The 16,030-nt window shown below is 44.0% G+C and carries 13 protein-coding genes; 8 read left to right on the top strand and 5 right to left on the bottom strand.

Annotated elements, in window-relative coordinates; translation table 11 throughout:
- Positions 1–526: 526 nt before the first annotated feature.
- The 8 genes from Q5H80_RS08580 (at position 527) to Q5H80_RS08545 (ending at position 11,577) form a co-directional block, all read left to right on the top strand.
- The gene (locus tag Q5H80_RS08580) at positions 527–1,621 is read left to right on the top strand and encodes a TRAP transporter substrate-binding protein (RefSeq protein ID WP_304564442.1); all 1,095 of its coding nucleotides are present in this window, start codon (positions 527–529) and stop codon (positions 1,619–1,621) included.
- Between the two features lie 208 nt (positions 1,622–1,829).
- Entirely contained in the window at positions 1,830–2,402 is a 573-nt protein-coding gene (locus tag Q5H80_RS08575) for a TRAP transporter small permease subunit (protein ID WP_050395127.1), read from the top strand.
- A gap of 9 nt (positions 2,403–2,411) precedes the next feature.
- On the top strand, positions 2,412–3,695 hold the full coding sequence (locus Q5H80_RS08570; RefSeq protein ID WP_009847136.1) for a TRAP transporter large permease subunit: 1,284 nt from the start codon (positions 2,412–2,414) through the stop codon (positions 3,693–3,695).
- Positions 3,696–3,799: 104 nt separating this feature from the next.
- Positions 3,800–5,155, top strand: coding sequence for a cache domain-containing protein (locus Q5H80_RS08565; RefSeq protein ID WP_304564441.1), 1,356 nt, complete (start codon positions 3,800–3,802; stop codon positions 5,153–5,155).
- Positions 5,148–5,786 (top strand): response regulator transcription factor, encoded by a 639-nt coding sequence (locus Q5H80_RS08560; protein ID WP_304564440.1) that lies wholly within the window; start codon positions 5,148–5,150, stop codon positions 5,784–5,786. Before Q5H80_RS08565 ends, Q5H80_RS08560 begins: the two co-directional genes overlap by 8 nt.
- Before the next feature lie 169 nt (positions 5,787–5,955).
- Entirely contained in the window at positions 5,956–7,554 is a 1,599-nt protein-coding gene (locus tag Q5H80_RS08555) for a BCCT family transporter (RefSeq protein WP_304564439.1), read from the top strand.
- Between the two features lie 271 nt (positions 7,555–7,825).
- Positions 7,826–9,397, top strand: a complete 1,572-nt coding sequence (locus tag Q5H80_RS08550) for a BCCT family transporter (protein WP_009847132.1) — start codon at positions 7,826–7,828, stop codon at positions 9,395–9,397.
- A gap of 296 nt (positions 9,398–9,693) precedes the next feature.
- Positions 9,694–11,577: a methyl-accepting chemotaxis protein gene (locus Q5H80_RS08545; RefSeq protein WP_304564438.1), complete on the top strand. Its 1,884-nt coding sequence runs from the start codon at positions 9,694–9,696 to the stop codon at positions 11,575–11,577.
- Positions 11,578–11,686: 109 nt separating this feature from the next.
- On the opposite strand, the gene azu is transcribed toward Q5H80_RS08545, so the two are convergent.
- The 5 genes from azu to sufC form a co-directional block, all read right to left on the bottom strand.
- Positions 11,687–12,139, bottom strand: a complete 453-nt coding sequence (azu, locus tag Q5H80_RS08540) for an azurin (RefSeq protein WP_304564437.1) — start codon at positions 12,137–12,139, stop codon at positions 11,687–11,689.
- Positions 12,140–12,406: 267 nt separating this feature from the next.
- The gene (locus Q5H80_RS08535; protein ID WP_304564436.1) at positions 12,407–12,808 is read right to left on the bottom strand and encodes a SufE family protein; all 402 of its coding nucleotides are present in this window, start codon (positions 12,806–12,808) and stop codon (positions 12,407–12,409) included.
- A gap of 3 nt (positions 12,809–12,811) precedes the next feature.
- The gene (locus tag Q5H80_RS08530; protein WP_304564435.1) at positions 12,812–14,044 is read right to left on the bottom strand and encodes a SufS family cysteine desulfurase; all 1,233 of its coding nucleotides are present in this window, start codon (positions 14,042–14,044) and stop codon (positions 12,812–12,814) included.
- A complete protein-coding gene (gene sufD, locus Q5H80_RS08525; RefSeq protein WP_304564433.1) occupies positions 14,037–15,293 on the bottom strand; it encodes a Fe-S cluster assembly protein SufD in 1,257 nt (418 codons plus the stop codon). The genes Q5H80_RS08530 and sufD overlap by 8 nt, the downstream gene beginning before the upstream one ends.
- Positions 15,283–16,029: a Fe-S cluster assembly ATPase SufC gene (gene sufC, locus Q5H80_RS08520; RefSeq protein ID WP_304564432.1), complete on the bottom strand. Its 747-nt coding sequence runs from the start codon at positions 16,027–16,029 to the stop codon at positions 15,283–15,285. Before sufC ends, sufD begins: the two co-directional genes overlap by 11 nt.
- Position 16,030 lies beyond the last annotated feature (1 nt).

The following is a 16,030-nucleotide window of genomic DNA, read 5'->3' as shown; positions in this document are numbered from 1 at the left end:
GGCTTTTTTGTATCTGACGGATCATCTCAATCTAAACCCTGACCCCGACCCCATACTCATATTCGAACCTAGCCCCAGAAGCCTTACTTCCAATCGGCTGACCTCTTCCGTTATTCATCTGTCGTTCGCGTGTCCCATGTTTCGAATCAGTCAGCACCAAAGTAGGGCATCTAATTCTCTGAAACTTTGATTTATATGGATAGGTGCCCTTGGGTGCATATTCGATGTGTGGCGAGAATAGAGCTTCCTCACGAAATGGGAATCAATTGTTAATGCAGTTTCATTATAACTACTTAGGTATTTATCAATACTAATTACCCTGATAAATCTCCGAGAGCTTTTAAAATCGATATTGCTAAGTTATCTCCTACGTAGTTCTACGTAATCCTTTGGTCTAATACGCAGTTTATGTGGGTCTGCCGTGCGTGCTCTCCCTGATATCTTGTTACCACATCACGGTGCACTCTTATGTTGAATCATAAAAAATGCTCATAGAAAGAGTGTTAACCCAACAAAGGACGTGAATATGAGTCTCATTTCTAACTCCCTCACACGAGTTTTTAAAAACGTTGCAGTTACTGCAGCGGCTTGTTTAGCTTTGGTCGCTACTGGTGCAACTGCTGCTGATAAGGTTTATCGCTTGAAGCTTGCTGAAACATGGGGACCAAACTTCCCAGTATTCGGTGACGCGACGAAGAACATGGCTGCGATGGCTGAGAAAATGTCGAACGGTCGACTGCAAATCAGAATCGATTCTGCGAACAAACACAAAGCACCGCTTGGCGTTTTTGACATGGTTAAGTCTGGTCAATACGACATGGGGCACTCAGGCTCTTACTACTGGAAAGGTAAAGTTCCAAACACGCTTTACTTCACTTCTATGCCTTTCGGTATGACGCCAGCTGAACAATACGCGTGGTTCTATCACGGTGGTGGTATGGAGTTGATGGAGCAGGTTTACTCTCCACATAATTTGATGTCGTTCCCGGGTGGTAACACGGATATCCAGATGGGCGGTTGGTTTCAAAAAGAGATCAACAGCGTTGAAGACCTACAAGGTCTGAAAATGCGTATCCCAGGCTTTGCTGGCGAGATTCTGGCGGAGCTAGGCGCTAAACCTACCAATATTGCCCCGGGTGAGCTTTACACGTCTTTAGAGCGTCGCACAATCGATGCACTAGAGTGGGTAGGTCCATCACTTGATTTACGAATGGGCTTCCACAAGATCGCACCTTACTACTACACAGGTTGGCATGAGCCGGGTTCAGAGCTTCAATTCCTAGTTAACAAACGTACATGGAACAAGCTGCCTGAAGACCTACAAGAAATCTTGCGTGTTGCAATGCGTACAGCGGCTTACGATATGTATACACAAGCAACGCACGAAAGTGGCAAGAACTGGGTTTCAATGAAAACAGAATACCCAGACGTACAAGTTAAAGATTTCCCGCCAAAGGTTATGTCTGCACTGAAAGAAGCGAACGATCGCCTACTTGCTAAGCACGCTGAGAAAGATGCATTGGCAAAAGAGATTCAAGCTTCGCAAGCAAGCTACCTAGAGCAAGTACGTTCATGGACAGATATTTCACATAGAGCTTATTTAAATAGCCAAGCGAAATAATCGACAGTTTTTGAACTGAAGCTAAATGAACCCAAAGCTTTTCTTGTTAGGTAACTAAGCGGCGGGTTCATTTAAGCCATAATAATTAAGCAGGATAGATCCTGTAACAAGATACCAAGAACCCTTTCTACGTCGTGCCTATTGCTAGCTATAAACTGAATCGTTTTTAGTAAGGTTAGTTGTGCTGCGCGATGTCTTTTCAAATTCCATGGAGTCGGGAATGCGAAGTCTAATTTATATTGAACGCCTATTTAATCGTATCGGTGATGCACTGGGATGGCTTTCCAGTATGTTGTTTATTCTACTTATCGCTAACGTTGTGTATGACGTTGTCATGAGATATGCCTTCAATGATGTCTCTATCGCCTTCCAAGAGATGGAATGGCACCTTTTCTCAGCCGTTTTTCTATTAGGTGTTCCTTATGCCATCAAGGCAGGTGGCCACGTTCGAGTAGACGTGTTCTACGAACAATTGAGCTTTAAAGCGCAAGCCATTATTGACCTGCTCGGCACACTGATTTTTCTGATGCCTTTCTGTTTGCTGGTTGCTTGGTTTGGTATTGATGTTGCCAAAGAGAGTTATAACCTCGGCGAAACCTCAGGTGACCCGGGTGGCCTGCCATATCGCTGGATCATCAAAGCCATGATCCCGTTGTCATTTTTCTTAATGGCACTTAGTGGCGTGGGTTTAATCCTGCATTCATTGAACAAGATTTTTAATCCGCATCTTATCCATGCAAATAACACGCATGCAAATAATACTCATACAAAGAATAAGTAGAGGCTGAACATGATTGGAATAGTAATGTTTTTCGTAGCCTTGTTTGCACTTTTACTTGGCTTCCCTGTGGCGTTCACCTTTGGTGGGATCGCGCTAATCTTTGGCGTTTGGGCGGAAGGTATAGAAATGTTTGCCTTCATGCCATACCGAATTCAATCAATCATGGAAAACACGGTGCTGATGGCCGTTCCATTGTTTGTTTTCATGGGACTTGTTCTACAAAAGACTAAGCTTGCTGAGCAGTTACTTGAGTCTATGGGACGACTGTTTGGTGGTGTCCGAGGTGGTATCGCAATCTCGACAGTTCTCGTAGGTTCACTGCTTGCCGCTTCAACCGGTGTGGTAGGCGCTTCTGTGGTTGCAATGGGGCTTATCTCGTTGCCTGTTATGCTCAAGTACAACTACGACAAAGGTTTAGCCTGCGGCACCATCTGTGCGTCTGGTACGTTAGGGCAAATCATTCCGCCATCCATCGTCTTGATTCTATTAGGGGACGTATTGGGTGTTCCGGTAGGCGACTTGTTCCAAGCAGCGATTTGGCCGGGCGTAATGTTAGTGGGGGCTTATATCGTTTATATCTTAATATACGCGAAGCTTAACCCTGAAGCAGCTCAACCAATTGAGCGTGATGATTCCATCAGCCGCAAACAAGAAGTCATCAACGCATTGAAAGCAATCATACCGCCACTCGCGCTGATTATTGTCGTATTGGGCTCTATCTTTGCGGGTGTTGCTACGCCGACAGAGTCTGCTGCCCTGGGGGGGGCGGGTGCGATGGTACTCGCTTTACTCTACGGTCAGTTTAGTTGGTCGATGGTGTATGACGCCTCTAAAGAGACGGTGAAAGTAACGGCAATGGTATTTGCTATCTTGTTGGGTGCAACGGCATTCTCAATGGCATTTACTTACACTGGCGGTGATTATCTGGTTGAAGAGTGGATGCTGCAGTTGCCAGGTGAGAAATGGGGTTTCTTGATCATTACCATGTTGGTGATTTTGATTCTGGGTTTCTTCATCGACTTCGTAGAAATCTGTTTCATCATTGTGCCGATTATTGCGCCTGTTGCTGAACTGATGGGAATCAACATGACTTGGTTCGCAATCCTTATCGCGATGAATCTTCAAACCTCATTCTTGACGCCACCGTTTGGCTTCAGTTTGTTCTATCTAAAAGGGGTGGCACCAAAAGGTGTGACTACTAAGGATATCTACCGAGGTGTGATGCCGTTCATTCTTATTCAAATCCTCGTACTTGGATCACTTCTCGCTTTCCCATCTTTCTATGGAATGTGAGTGAAGCCTAGAATGTGAATGATATGTTTCAACGGCTATCCATAAATTGATAAAGTAAAACGGCTTATTGATGTTCAATAAGCCGTTTTTTGTGAGGAAAAGGAATGCCTCTAAAAGTTAAGCTGATTTTGCTGACGCTACTCCCGTTGCTGCTTGTAACTGCGAGCATTAGTTGGATCTCGTTGCACCAAACTAAGACGTTGGGTGAGAAAGAGGTCGAGATCTTCCGAGACAGCTTAATTAAGTCGCGTGAAAACGCCCTCAAAGACACCGTCGATCTTGCATTTGATGCCATCGAGCACATCTATAACGATCCAGAGATCAAAGAAGCACAAGCCAAAAGAGAAGTTCGAAGCATACTGTCTAAACTTAGGTATGGTTCTGATGGCTACTTTTTTGCGTATGATCGCTACGGAACCAATCTCGTTCATCCGATACAGCCAGAATTGATTGGCAAAAACCTGCTTCAATTGCAAGATGAAGATGGCGATTTTCTGATAGAAGCCTTGTTAAGAGAAGCACAAACCGGCGGAGGATTTCACCAATATTTGTGGCAAAAGCCTTCGACGGGTGAGGTGGTCTCGAAGCTGAGTTACGCCGCTTGGTTAGAGCGTTGGGACTGGATGATTGGCACCGGCTTGTATATTGAGGATGTGCATCAAGAAGTGGCCTCGATGCAGGCCGCAATTAACAAGAATATTGAAACAACGTTCTTTTCGATTGTGGTGATTCTGAGTGTGACGGTCGCGGTCATCATTGTACTGACCTTGGCCATTAACATGCATGAACATCGGATAGCGGATAATAACTTGAAGGAACTGGCGCATAAGACGGTGATGTTTCAAGAGGACGAAAAGAAGCATCTCGCGCGTGAGTTGCATGATGGTATTAACCAATTATTAGTGTCGAGTCGCTGTCACTTAGAACTGCTCGGTAATAAGCTACAAAGCGAAGACCTTAAAGCACATTTGAATAAGTCGCAGCATTCACTCATGCGAGCAATCGAAGAAGTGAGGCATATCTCGCATCAACTTCGTCCAAGTTCATTGGATGATATCGGCTTAGAAGCGGCGTTGTCTTCGCTGTTATTAGATTTTCAGGCGCACTCGAGCATTGAAGTGGAAACCTTGTTTAATACGCAGCCGGGAAAATTGAAATCAGAAGCTGCGACGACTTTATATCGAGTGGTGCAAGAGTCACTGAATAATATAGAGAAGCACGCACAAGCGACCAAAGTAACGGTTATCGCACAGCAAATTGGCAATGTGTTGCAATTGCTCATCCAAGATAATGGGGTTGGTTTTAATACCTATAAAGCAATGGAAAAGCGAGGTATTGGGTTACGTAACATGAGAGAACGGGTGGAGTTCATCGGTGGTGACTTTGAATTGATGAGTGAGGTTGGCTTTGGAACGGAAATTACAGTGTTACTGACACTAGAGGGATTGGTGAATGAGTGAAGTTATTCGAGTTGTGATTGCAGATGATCACCAAGTGGTACTGGATGGCTTTATGGCGAGATTAGAACTCGAGCCTGATATTAGCGTGATAGGTACAGCCAGCAATGGATTAGAAGCCGTTGAAATGGTTAAAGACCTGCGCCCTGATGTGGTGTTGATGGATATCAGCATGCCTATCATGAATGGTATTGATGCGACCCATCTGATTAAAGAGGAAGATCCTCAAGCCAAGGTGCTGATGCTGACCATGCATAACAACCGTGAATACATCATGAAGGTGATGCAATCGGGTGCTGTCGGCTATATGTTGAAAGAAATTTCGGCTGAAAAAATGGTGCAGGCAATCAAGACGGTCAATCAAGGCTCGACCTATTTCTGTGAAAAAGTGACTCAGAACTTGTTTACTCAACCTATTACTCCCACACAACCTGTGAAGAACCCATTGAGTAGGCGTGAAGAAGCCGTGTTGAAATTAGTGGCTAAAGGGGAAAGCAGCAAAGAGATCGCGAAGGGATTAAATATCAGTTACCGAACGGTTGAAACCCATAGGCAAAATATCAAGCACAAGCTCGACATTCACTCTACGGCAGAGCTTGCTAAGTATGCTGTTAGCTCGGGGCTTGTGGAGTGATGTTACGCTAAATTACAGCGAATGTGTAATTTAATTACCAAATGTGCTGTTTGTACCCGTTTTTTGATGGTTTTTTTAGTATTTTTGCGACGAGTTGTTATTCTTCCTTTCGAAATTTAAGTGCCAAATGCAATGTTGCAAATTGTGCGCTACTAATTAGAGAGGATACATGGAGCCTGTAAAGGATAGGTATAGTATTGATAATACTGATTATACCGTAGGACAAGATAATGTTCAGAAATGGGGTTTTGATGTTCATAACCCTGTATTTGGAATCAGCGCAGGAGCAATAATTGCTTTCCTGGTTGCGCTTTTGGTTGCAGAACCTGAAACGGCTAAAGCGGCACTTGATGGTGTTAAGTGGAAAGTCATCGGTAACTTCGATGGTTTCTTTATGTGGGCTGCGAACCTTTTCGTATTTTTCTGTTTTGTCCTCATTATCTCCCCGTACGGAAAGATACGTATAGGTGGCGATGATGCTAAAGCCGAGCACTCTAATCTATCATGGATGTCTATGCTATTTGCCGCAGGTATGGGTATTGGCCTCATGTTCTGGGGTGTGGCAGAGCCCGTTGCTTACTTTACCGGTTGGTATGAAACACCGCTCGGTGTTGAAGCGTATTCTCCTGAAGCGGCTAAGTTGGCACTAGGTGCAACCATCTACAACTGGGGCTTGCACGGTTGGGCAATCTACGCCGTTGTTGCTTTGTCTCTTGCCTTCTTTACTTTCAATAAAGGCTTACCGCTTTCTATTCGCTCAATCTTTTACCCGCTACTCGGTGACAGAACTTGGGGGTGGTTTGGTCATATCGTTGACATTGTCGCAGTACTTGCAACATTGTTTGGCCTTGCAACATCACTTGGCCTAGGCGCACAACAAGCCGCAAGCGGTATTAACCATGTATTTGGTACCGATGGCGGTATTGGTATGCAGCTTATTGTTATTGCAGTCGTGACTCTGTTAGCAACAATGTCGGTTATCCGCGGTATCAACGGTGGTGTTAAGGTTCTAAGCAACGTCAATATGGTTGTTGCGTTAGGCTTGCTGATCTTCGTAACTATCGCGGGTGGCATGGCGGGTATTAAGGCGATACCAACCGCGCTAATGGGCTACATTGAGAACTTTATTCCTCTTAGCAACCCTCATGGTCGTGATGATGAAACATGGATGCAAGGTTGGACGGTATTTTACTGGGCTTGGTGGATTTCATGGTCTCCATTTGTGGGCATGTTTATCGCTCGTATCTCTAAAGGTCGTACAATTCGTGAATTTATCGTCGCTGTATTGTTTATCCCAACGACAGTAATCATCATCTGGATGGCTATTTTCGGCGGTATCGCGATTGATCAAGTGGCGAACAAGGTGGGTGAGATTGGTTTGAATGGTCTGCAAGATATTACACTTTCTCTATTCCATACTTACGATGCGCTGCCAATGAGCTCTGTGCTTTCAGTGGTATCCATTGGTTTGATTATGGTGTTCTTCATCACTTCATCAGACTCAGGTTCATTGGTTATTGATAGCATTACTTCTGGCGGTAAAGTCGATGCACCTGTTCCGCAACGTGTATTTTGGGCATTGATGGGCGGCGCGATTGCAGCAGTGTTATTGTGGGTAGGTGGTACTGAATCTATTCAGGCATTACAAGCTGGAACAGTCTCAATGGCATTACCATTTGCCTTCATATTATTGCTTATGTGCCTAAGTTTATTTCTAGGTTTGCGTACAGAGAATCAATTGGTTAAGCAGCAAAGTGCTTTGAGCTAAAAGTATTTTTCAAATAGAGGTCGACTTAGTCGGCCTTTTTTTCGTCACAAACCTAAGTGATTATCTTTATTTTGTTTGAAAATTCATCGAACTGATTCTGGTTTACTGAAAACAATAAGTTAACCTGCTAAACTTCAGACATCCAAGTATTTGAATTATTGTGACAACAGCTTGTACTACTTGGATCGTATGTTCGAGTTTGTGATTCAGTCACAGGAAAGTAAGGGATATGAGGTCAACAGACCTTATAAGTATTCCGTAGAGAGGAATAATGACTAAAGGTATAGATAAATACAGTATCGACAGTACGGATTACACTGTTGGTCAAGATAACGTCCAAAAATGGGGTTTTGACGTTCATAACCCAGTGTTTGGTATCAGTGCGGGACTCATCACTTTGTTCTTGATCGGTGTGCTGCTTACAGATACCGCTTCAGCAAAGTCAGCATTGGATGGTGTTAAATGGCAAATTATCAATTCATTCGATTGGCTGTTTATTTGGTCCGGTAATATTTTCGTTATTTTTTGCTTAGGCTTGATTGTTTCTCCGTTTGGTAAAATCCGCCTTGGTGGTGTTGATGCAACGGCAGACTACTCATTCATGTCTTGGTTATCGATGCTGTTTGCTGCAGGTATGGGTATTGGCTTGATGTTCTGGAGTGTCGCAGAACCTGCGGCTTACTACACAGGTTGGTATGAAACGCCACTTGGCGTCGAGGCAAATACACCAGAAGCTGCAAAACTAGCACTCGGTGCAACTATGTATCACTGGGGGCTTCACCCTTGGGCTATTTATGGTGTTGTGGCGCTTTCACTGGCTTTTTTCTCTTACAATAAGGGATTACCGCTTTCAATTCGCTCTATCTTCTACCCAATTTTAGGTGATAGGGCGTGGGGCTGGGCTGGTCACATTGTTGATATTCTTGCTGTACTTGCAACCCTGTTTGGTTTGGCTACATCGCTAGGTTTAGGTGCACAGCAAGCCGCAAGTGGTATTCAGCATGTATTCGGCATTGAGGCAGGTTTAGGGTTACAAGTCATTGTTATTACTGTAGTAACTTTATTAGCAGTCGTATCCGTACTTCGTGGTATTGATGGTGGCGTTAAAGTTATCAGTAATATCAACATGTTGGTTGCTTTCCTACTACTTATCCTAGTAGCTCTTATCGGCTACGCAGTGACTTTAGGTTCAATCCCTACAACATTGATGGCATACATAGAGAACATCATTCCGTTGAGTAACCCTCACGGTCGTGAAGATGAAGCTTGGTTACATGGCTGGACTGTATTCTACTGGGCTTGGTGGATCTCATGGTCTCCATTTGTCGGTATGTTTATCGCGCGTGTTTCTAAAGGTCGTACCGTTCGTGAATTCATTACGGCTGTGCTGATTGTTCCAACGACAGTGACTATCATTTGGATGTCAGTGTTTGGTGGTATGGCAATTGATCAAATCGTGAATAAGGTTGGTACTCTCGGTCAAAATGGCTTAACTGATGTATCACTGGCAATGTTCCAAATGTTTGATGTATTGCCGTTTGGTACTCTGCTTTCAATCATCGCAGTTGTACTGGTTCTCGTATTCTTTATTACATCGTCTGACTCGGGCTCTTTAGTCATCGACAGTATTACCGCTGGTGGTAAAGTTGATACGCCAGTGCCTCAACGCGTATTCTGGGCGTTCCTTGAAGGTGCGATTGCAGTAGCTCTATTGTGGGTTGGCGGTACTGAAGCCGTTCAAGCTCTGCAAGCGGGTGCAATCTCAACAGCATTGCCATTCACCATCATTCTATTGTTGATGTGTGTGAGCCTGCTAATGGGTATGCGAACAGAGAAAAGATAGACTACGTACTATTCGATGTTTCATTTTTTGATGTCGAATATAAAGTAAAACAAAGGCAGAAGAGGAAACTCTCCTGCCTTTTTTTTATCCATTTTACAGCCTGTAAGACTGTATATATCGTAGGGATCATCGTTGAAATGGCGCCTTGAATTTGGCGAAAAGCCAAGTAATTGGCGAAAGCTAAGCTTTTGGTTTTATTGTAAATATAATGTGGTGTGAAACTGTGAAATAGCTCGAATCGTTTGCTTAAATTGGGTAGTATTCGCTAGATTTTCCACCACTCGTGAAACTTACTAATGAAATTAACACTTAAGCAGAAATTGATAGGTGCTAGCCTATCTGCTGTTATCGTCATGGCAACAGCCTTGACTTGGTTATCAGCAAACCAATTATTTGAAGAGACTCGTAATGGCGTATACCAACGAGCTGAAAGCGTATCTGAAGCTGCATCTGAAGGTATTAAAAACTGGATTGATATTCGCACGGATATCGCATCAGCGTTTAATGACTTTTCACGAGAGGATGATGTTGTTCCTTTCCTTAAGCAAGCTCGTGTAGCGGGTGGCTTTGACGATATCTTTTTAGGTACTCCAGAAGGCGGAATGTACCGTTCACATCCTGAACGTAATCGTGCTGGTTACGATCCTCGTCAACGTCCTTGGTACCAAGAAGCAAACGCTGCAGGCAAGCAAATCATTACCACGGCTTACCAAGATGCGATCACCCAAGCGCTTCTAGTTACGATTGCTGAACCTGTTCGTCATAACGGTAAGCTTGTTGGCGTTGTTGGTGCGGATGTACTTATTGATCAGCTCGTCAACGATGTAATCAGTTTAGATGTTGGTGACAACGCTTACGCAATGCTCATTGATGCCTCTGACGGCACATTCCTAGCACACCCAGACTCAGCATTGAGCCTTAAGCCTGTAAGCCAGCTTTCAAACGATATCTCTATGCCTATCATCGAAAACGCCGTAAGTACGGGTAGCATCGAGATTATCAAAGAACGCGGCGCTGAGAAGTTGCTTTACTTCACGAAGGTGCCTAACACTAACTGGATTTTTGCGGTTCAAATGGATCGTGCGACTGAAGAAGCGAATCACTCAATACTTCTTACGCAACTCATTACTACAGCGGTTGTAATTACTCTGATCGTTATCGTGTTGGTTTCTATGCTGGTTAGTTTCCTATTCCGCGACTTAAACCGCGTTTCAGCGGCTCTTGAAGAAATTGCTTCGGGCGAGGGAGACTTAACTCAACGTCTTGAGCTTAAAAGTGATGACGAAATTGGTAAACTTGCGGCAAATTTCAACCATTTTGTGGGCAATATGCACACCATGGTACTCAAGCTAAGTGAAGTGTCTGCTGCATTGGGTAACCAAGCACGTCAAACTGCTTCTCAAGCTGAAGAGCGTAGCGCTCGCATTCAGATGCAACAAGACGAAATCAATATGGTAGCAACAGCCGTGAACGAAATGGCTGCAGCAACACAAGAGATTGCAGGTAATGCTGATCAAACTGCACAGAATTCATCTGAGGCCGTTGGCGCTTGTGAACACGGTACGGGTCAAGTGAACCAGACTCAAAGCTCAATCCAAAATCTTGCGCAAGAAGTTCAAGTTGCAACAAACGTGATTCTAGAGCTTGAAGAGCACGGCAATAGCATCAACGCTATCTTGTCTAACATTCAAGGCATTGCTGAACAAACTAACTTACTTGCACTTAATGCGGCGATTGAAGCTGCACGTGCTGGCGAACAAGGTCGCGGTTTCGCGGTTGTTGCTGATGAAGTGAGAGTTTTGAGCCAACGTACACACGGCTCAACACAAGAAATTCAACAAACGATTGAATTACTGCAAGGTACAACGGGCAAAGCGGTAAGTATCATGAACGATAGCCGAACGCTTGCTGAAACCAGTGTTGATGACTCAAACTCAGCGGCCGCTAGCTTAACGCAAATTCATGCTGCTGTTGAACGTATCAGTGATATGGCGACTCAAATCGCTTCTGCTGCAGAAGAGCAAGCGTCAGTAACGTCTGAGATTACTCGTAACACCGAAGGGATTCGTGACGTGTCCAACGAGCTTGCAGGCGAAGCGCACCAAGCAGCAGAACAAGCTGCTCAGCTTTCTGAACTATCTAACGAACTAGAAAATGAAATCAGCCGTTTTAAGCTGTAATGATAGATAGATAGATAGATAGATAGATAGATAAAACGAAGCCCCAACTTAGGTTGGGGCTTTTTTATGTTCGTTACTTTAAACGTAAAAGAAATAAAGAGCGTATATTTTATTTGAATTCAAATTTTCCTCTCATGATTGCCCAGTGACCAGGGAAAGAACAAATAAAGGAGTAATCGCCACCCGCTTTCATCTTCTCGGTGCTGAAGGTAACAGAAGTAGATTCGCCACCGCCAATGATTCTTGTAAACGCGTAAACGCGGTTATCATTAGGCTTAACATAGTTGTTGTCGATACCTGCTGACATGCCATCGATCCCCACGGCTTGGAATAACGCTGTATCTGTTATCACAATATTGTGCCCCATTGATTGTGCTGGCAGGGAGCCTGTGTGGTTTAGCGTTACTTTTACTTCCTTGCAACTTGAAGGGACACTTAAAATATCGGTTGAAAACTTCATTTGATCACTGGCATCAATCGATACTTCACATTCCGAGTTCGCTTGAGCGGTAAAACTGGCACCAATAAGAGCTATCGTTGTTGCGATTATTCGTAAAGACATACGTTGTTCTCCATTGTTATAGAGGGGGGATTTGTTTAGAGTTATCGATACGTATTATTGAGAACGGTGATCATAGTCATGTACCAAAACTTAATAACACGAAACTCTTTACTTGCTTCTTGTAAATGACCTGTTTCTTGTAAAACACGTCAGAAATGCACGATGCAATAGATGCTAGGAAACACCTTTAACCAGAGCATAGACACTATCGCTAGGGCGGTAACCCTTGTGTGGTCTAATGATCCCGGACTGTCGTGTATTGAGCGGTTAAACAGTCCGAGCGTGACACCGAATATGTTTTATTATGGCCTCTAAGCCTTGACTCCGACTGGCGCTAAGCTGAGATTTTAGATCTAGCTGGCGAAACCAGTCTTTAATATCGAACTCTAGAACGCTAGCGGGTTCTTGGTTGTTATAGGCGATCAACACCAATGCCAACAAACCTTTAACTAGTGAAGAATCGCTGGTCGCTTGTATCGACATTTTGTTCTGTTGACTGATGGAAAGATCTAGCCATACATTACTTTGGCAGCCTGCGATAAGATGTGTTTTATTCATCTTTGTCACAGGGAAGGGCTCTAATCGGTCGCCCAATTCTATCAAATACATATAACGTTCTTCCCAGTCAGCGCATCGCTCGAAGTTTTTCTGGAGCTTTTCAGGGGACATAAGTTACCTTAACAGTTGGTGGATTCGTTTTAGTGATTGGCACAAGGCGTCTATGTCTTTGGGCCTTGTGTACATGCCAATCGATGCGCGACACAGCGAGTTTTGACCGAGTCGTTTTATAAGGGGCATTGCACAGAGATGCCCGGTACGAATCGCAATACCATATCTATCTAAGAATGAACCCACATCAAAAGAGTGTTGATTTTTCATATTAAAAGCCAAAACGCCCGTGCGGTTATCATCATCGCCATAGACCTCTATTGCTGGTATCTGTCTAATGCTCTCCACCAAATAATTCATTACATTTTTTTCATAGTCAGAGATCTCTTTGAAGCCGATAGCTTCTATGTAGTCTAGAGCGGCGCCTAAACCTAAAATGCCTGCAATATTCGGAGTGCCCGCTTCGAACTTCCACGGAGCTTGGCCAAACGAGGTTCCCAAAGGCAGTGTAACTTGATCGATCATGGCTCCGCCGCCTTCCCATGGCACCATGTTGTCGAGGTGTGTTTTTTTTGCGTAAAGCACGCCGATGCCTGTCGGGCCATACAATTTGTGTCCAGAGAAGGCGTAGAAATCACAATCGAGATCCGTCACATTGACTTGATCGTGCATGACAGCTTGAGCCCCGTCGACTAACACGGGGACTTTTGCTTTATGCGCAGCTTTGACTATCGTTTTAATTGGGTTTACACGGCCTAGAACATTCGATACGTGGCTAATCGCCAGCAGTTTTGTCTTTGTATTCATTAACGATACAAGGTCGTTGAGATTCAAATAGCCATTTTTTGCCATTGGCCAAACACGAATGTTGACATTATAAATTTCAGAAAGCATCTGCCAGGGAACAAGGTTGGCGTGATGCTCCATTTCCGTCACGATGATTTCGTCCCCCGCTTTTAACCTAGGGCGTAAATAGCTATTAGCAACGAGATTGATGGCCTCAGTCGTCCCTTTGGTGAAAACAATACTTTCTCGGGATTTAGCTGAAATGAACTGAGCAAGTTTTTCTCTGACTTGTTCCATTTCTTCGGTTGCTTTAGAGCTTAGGTAATGCACACCGCGATGAACACTCGCATAATCATGTTGATAAAACTGAGTCATGCGGTCGATTACGACTTGAGGGGTTTGGGCAGTCGCAGCACTGTCTAAATAGACCAAAGGCTTGTCGTAAACTTGAGTTCTTAGAGCCGGGAAGTCGTTAAACCAAGGGCTTATCTTTTCGCTCGAATCAGTCATTAGGACATCCTTTATTGAGTGACGCATTGATTTTATCTATCGCAGATTGTCTTAGGGCGAGGTGTTTAATTCTATCGGTAACGTCAATGACAAACGCAGATGTAATCATGTGTTCGGCTCGTTCTTTTGGTATACCTCTAGAGCGTAAGTAGTTGATTTGGTTTGGGTCGATTTGCCCTGTTGTTGCACCATGGCTGCATTTAACATCATCGGCATAAATCTCTAATTGAGGTTTAGAGTTAACTTGGGCGTCATCGCCTAGAATCAGACTGTGGGTGTCCATTTGTCCGTCTGTTTTTTGCGCGGCAGGGTCAACATAGATCATGCCGTCGAAAACAGACTTAGATTGGTTACGAGCGATGGTTTTATGATTTTGTTCACTTTGGCAGTGGGGAGAGTTGTGCTTTAAATACGTACGAGAATCAAAAACTGCCTCACCTTGAGGTAAGGAAATACTGTCCATAGCGACAAAACCTTGTTCACCAGTTAGTTCGGAACTTACTTGATGTCGTATCAATTGGCCTGAGTAGAGCAAGCAACAAGAGTAGGCGCTAGCATGCGCATTAACCACCAAATCGTTATGACCGAAGTGATGTTGGTTTAAGGCCTCTTCGACAATTTTAGTGTGATGATAGTGAGCACCACAACCAACGTGTTGTGTTAAGCGAGATAATGTTACGCCTCTACCACTACCTTGTGAAACATGGTGTTCGATGACGGTGACTTCCGCATGATCTGCGACTTCAATATGGCTTCTGTAGCTTGATACATCACCTTGTTTTTCGGAATTGATATGCAGAAGATAAATAGGTTTTGATATCTGCGTGTTAGCTTCGACTTCGATTAATATGCCACTTGAAGCGGTAGCATCAGTAATATAGGTAAAAGCGTCAGGCTTTATTGAACGAGATAGCTCATCGATTTCAATTGGAGAGAGCGCGCAGATGGGAGTCACTCGAACTTTTGGGATCCAGTCGGAGTATCGAGCTAAAAAGAAGCCGTCGACGAAGACTAATCGATAAGCATCAATGTCTAAACTGAATTTGTTGTATGGCGTGTTAGCTGTCGACTGCTGTGGTGCACTGCTTAGCTCTAGTTCGTTTAATCGGTCAAGAGACGTGTATTTCCAGTCCTCATGTTGAGGGGACGGTAGCTCAACCCCAAGCAATTTAGACCATTGTTTTTTTTGCCACTCATGCGGTCGAACAAGAGTTTCAAATGAATCAAGCAATGAATGTTTATTGTTCATCAATGATCCACCCATAGCCTTTCTCTTCTAATTCTTGAGCTAACGTGTGGTCACCAGATTTCACAATCTTTCCTTGGTACAACACGTGCACGAAATCTGGTTTGATGTAATTGAGGATACGTTGATAGTGCGTGACTAAAATGAAAGCTCGTTGTTCATTCTGTAGCGCGTTTACACCTTCAGAGACGGCTTTAAGGGCATCAATATCTAGACCTGAGTCAGTCTCGTCTAGTATACAAAGGTCGGGTGAAAGCACCGCCATTTGTAGAATGTCATTACGTTTTTTCTCTCCCCCAGAGAACCCCTCATTGACAGAGCGTTGGAGTAAATTTGCTGGCATCTTCAACAATTGCGCTTTTTCTTCCAATAGATCTTCAAAGTCAAAGCGATCGATCGGTTCTAAGCCTCGGTATTCGCGAACCTCATTGAGAGCCGTATTTAGAAAGAGTTTGTTACTTACACCTGGAATTTCGACAGGGTACTGAAAAGCCAAAAACACGCCTTCACCGGCTCTCTCTTCTGGATCAAGCTCTATAAGATCTCGACCTTTGAAAACAATCTCACCACTGACGACTTCGTAGTCATCTTTGCCGGCCAGTGTGGCGGATAGGGTGCTTTTCCCTGAACCATTAGGTCCCATAATTGCGTGAACTTCACCAGGCTTAACGATTAAGTTAATTCCCTTTAGGATAGTATTTTCTTCAACGCTGACATGTAAATCTTTAATTTCTAACATT

Source organism: Vibrio sp. SNU_ST1 (assembly GCF_030563405.1).
Lineage (GTDB): Bacteria > Pseudomonadota > Gammaproteobacteria > Enterobacterales > Vibrionaceae > Vibrio.
Note: the sequence above shows the minus strand (reverse complement) of the source record. Positions and strands in the feature narration are given on the sequence as shown.

Coding starts and splice junctions, on each gene's coding strand:
- Q5H80_RS08580 (WP_304564442.1), top strand. CDS start 527: ATGAGTCTCATTTCTAACTCCCTCACACGAGTTTTTAAAAACGTTGCA.
- Q5H80_RS08575 (WP_050395127.1), top strand. CDS start 1,830: ATGGAGTCGGGAATGCGAAGTCTAATTTATATTGAACGCCTATTTAAT.
- Q5H80_RS08570 (WP_009847136.1), top strand. CDS start 2,412: ATGATTGGAATAGTAATGTTTTTCGTAGCCTTGTTTGCACTTTTACTT.
- Q5H80_RS08565 (WP_304564441.1), top strand. CDS start 3,800: ATGCCTCTAAAAGTTAAGCTGATTTTGCTGACGCTACTCCCGTTGCTG.
- Q5H80_RS08560 (WP_304564440.1), top strand. CDS start 5,148: ATGAGTGAAGTTATTCGAGTTGTGATTGCAGATGATCACCAAGTGGTA.
- Q5H80_RS08555 (WP_304564439.1), top strand. CDS start 5,956: ATGGAGCCTGTAAAGGATAGGTATAGTATTGATAATACTGATTATACC.
- Q5H80_RS08550 (WP_009847132.1), top strand. CDS start 7,826: ATGACTAAAGGTATAGATAAATACAGTATCGACAGTACGGATTACACT.
- Q5H80_RS08545 (WP_304564438.1), top strand. CDS start 9,694: ATGAAATTAACACTTAAGCAGAAATTGATAGGTGCTAGCCTATCTGCT.
- azu (WP_304564437.1), bottom strand. CDS start 12,139: ATGTCTTTACGAATAATCGCAACAACGATAGCTCTTATTGGTGCCAGT.
- Q5H80_RS08535 (WP_304564436.1), bottom strand. CDS start 12,808: ATGTCCCCTGAAAAGCTCCAGAAAAACTTCGAGCGATGCGCTGACTGG.
- Q5H80_RS08530 (WP_304564435.1), bottom strand. CDS start 14,044: ATGACTGATTCGAGCGAAAAGATAAGCCCTTGGTTTAACGACTTCCCG.
- sufD (WP_304564433.1), bottom strand. CDS start 15,293: ATGAACAATAAACATTCATTGCTTGATTCATTTGAAACTCTTGTTCGA.
- sufC (WP_304564432.1), bottom strand. CDS start 16,029: ATGTTAGAAATTAAAGATTTACATGTCAGCGTTGAAGAAAATACTATC.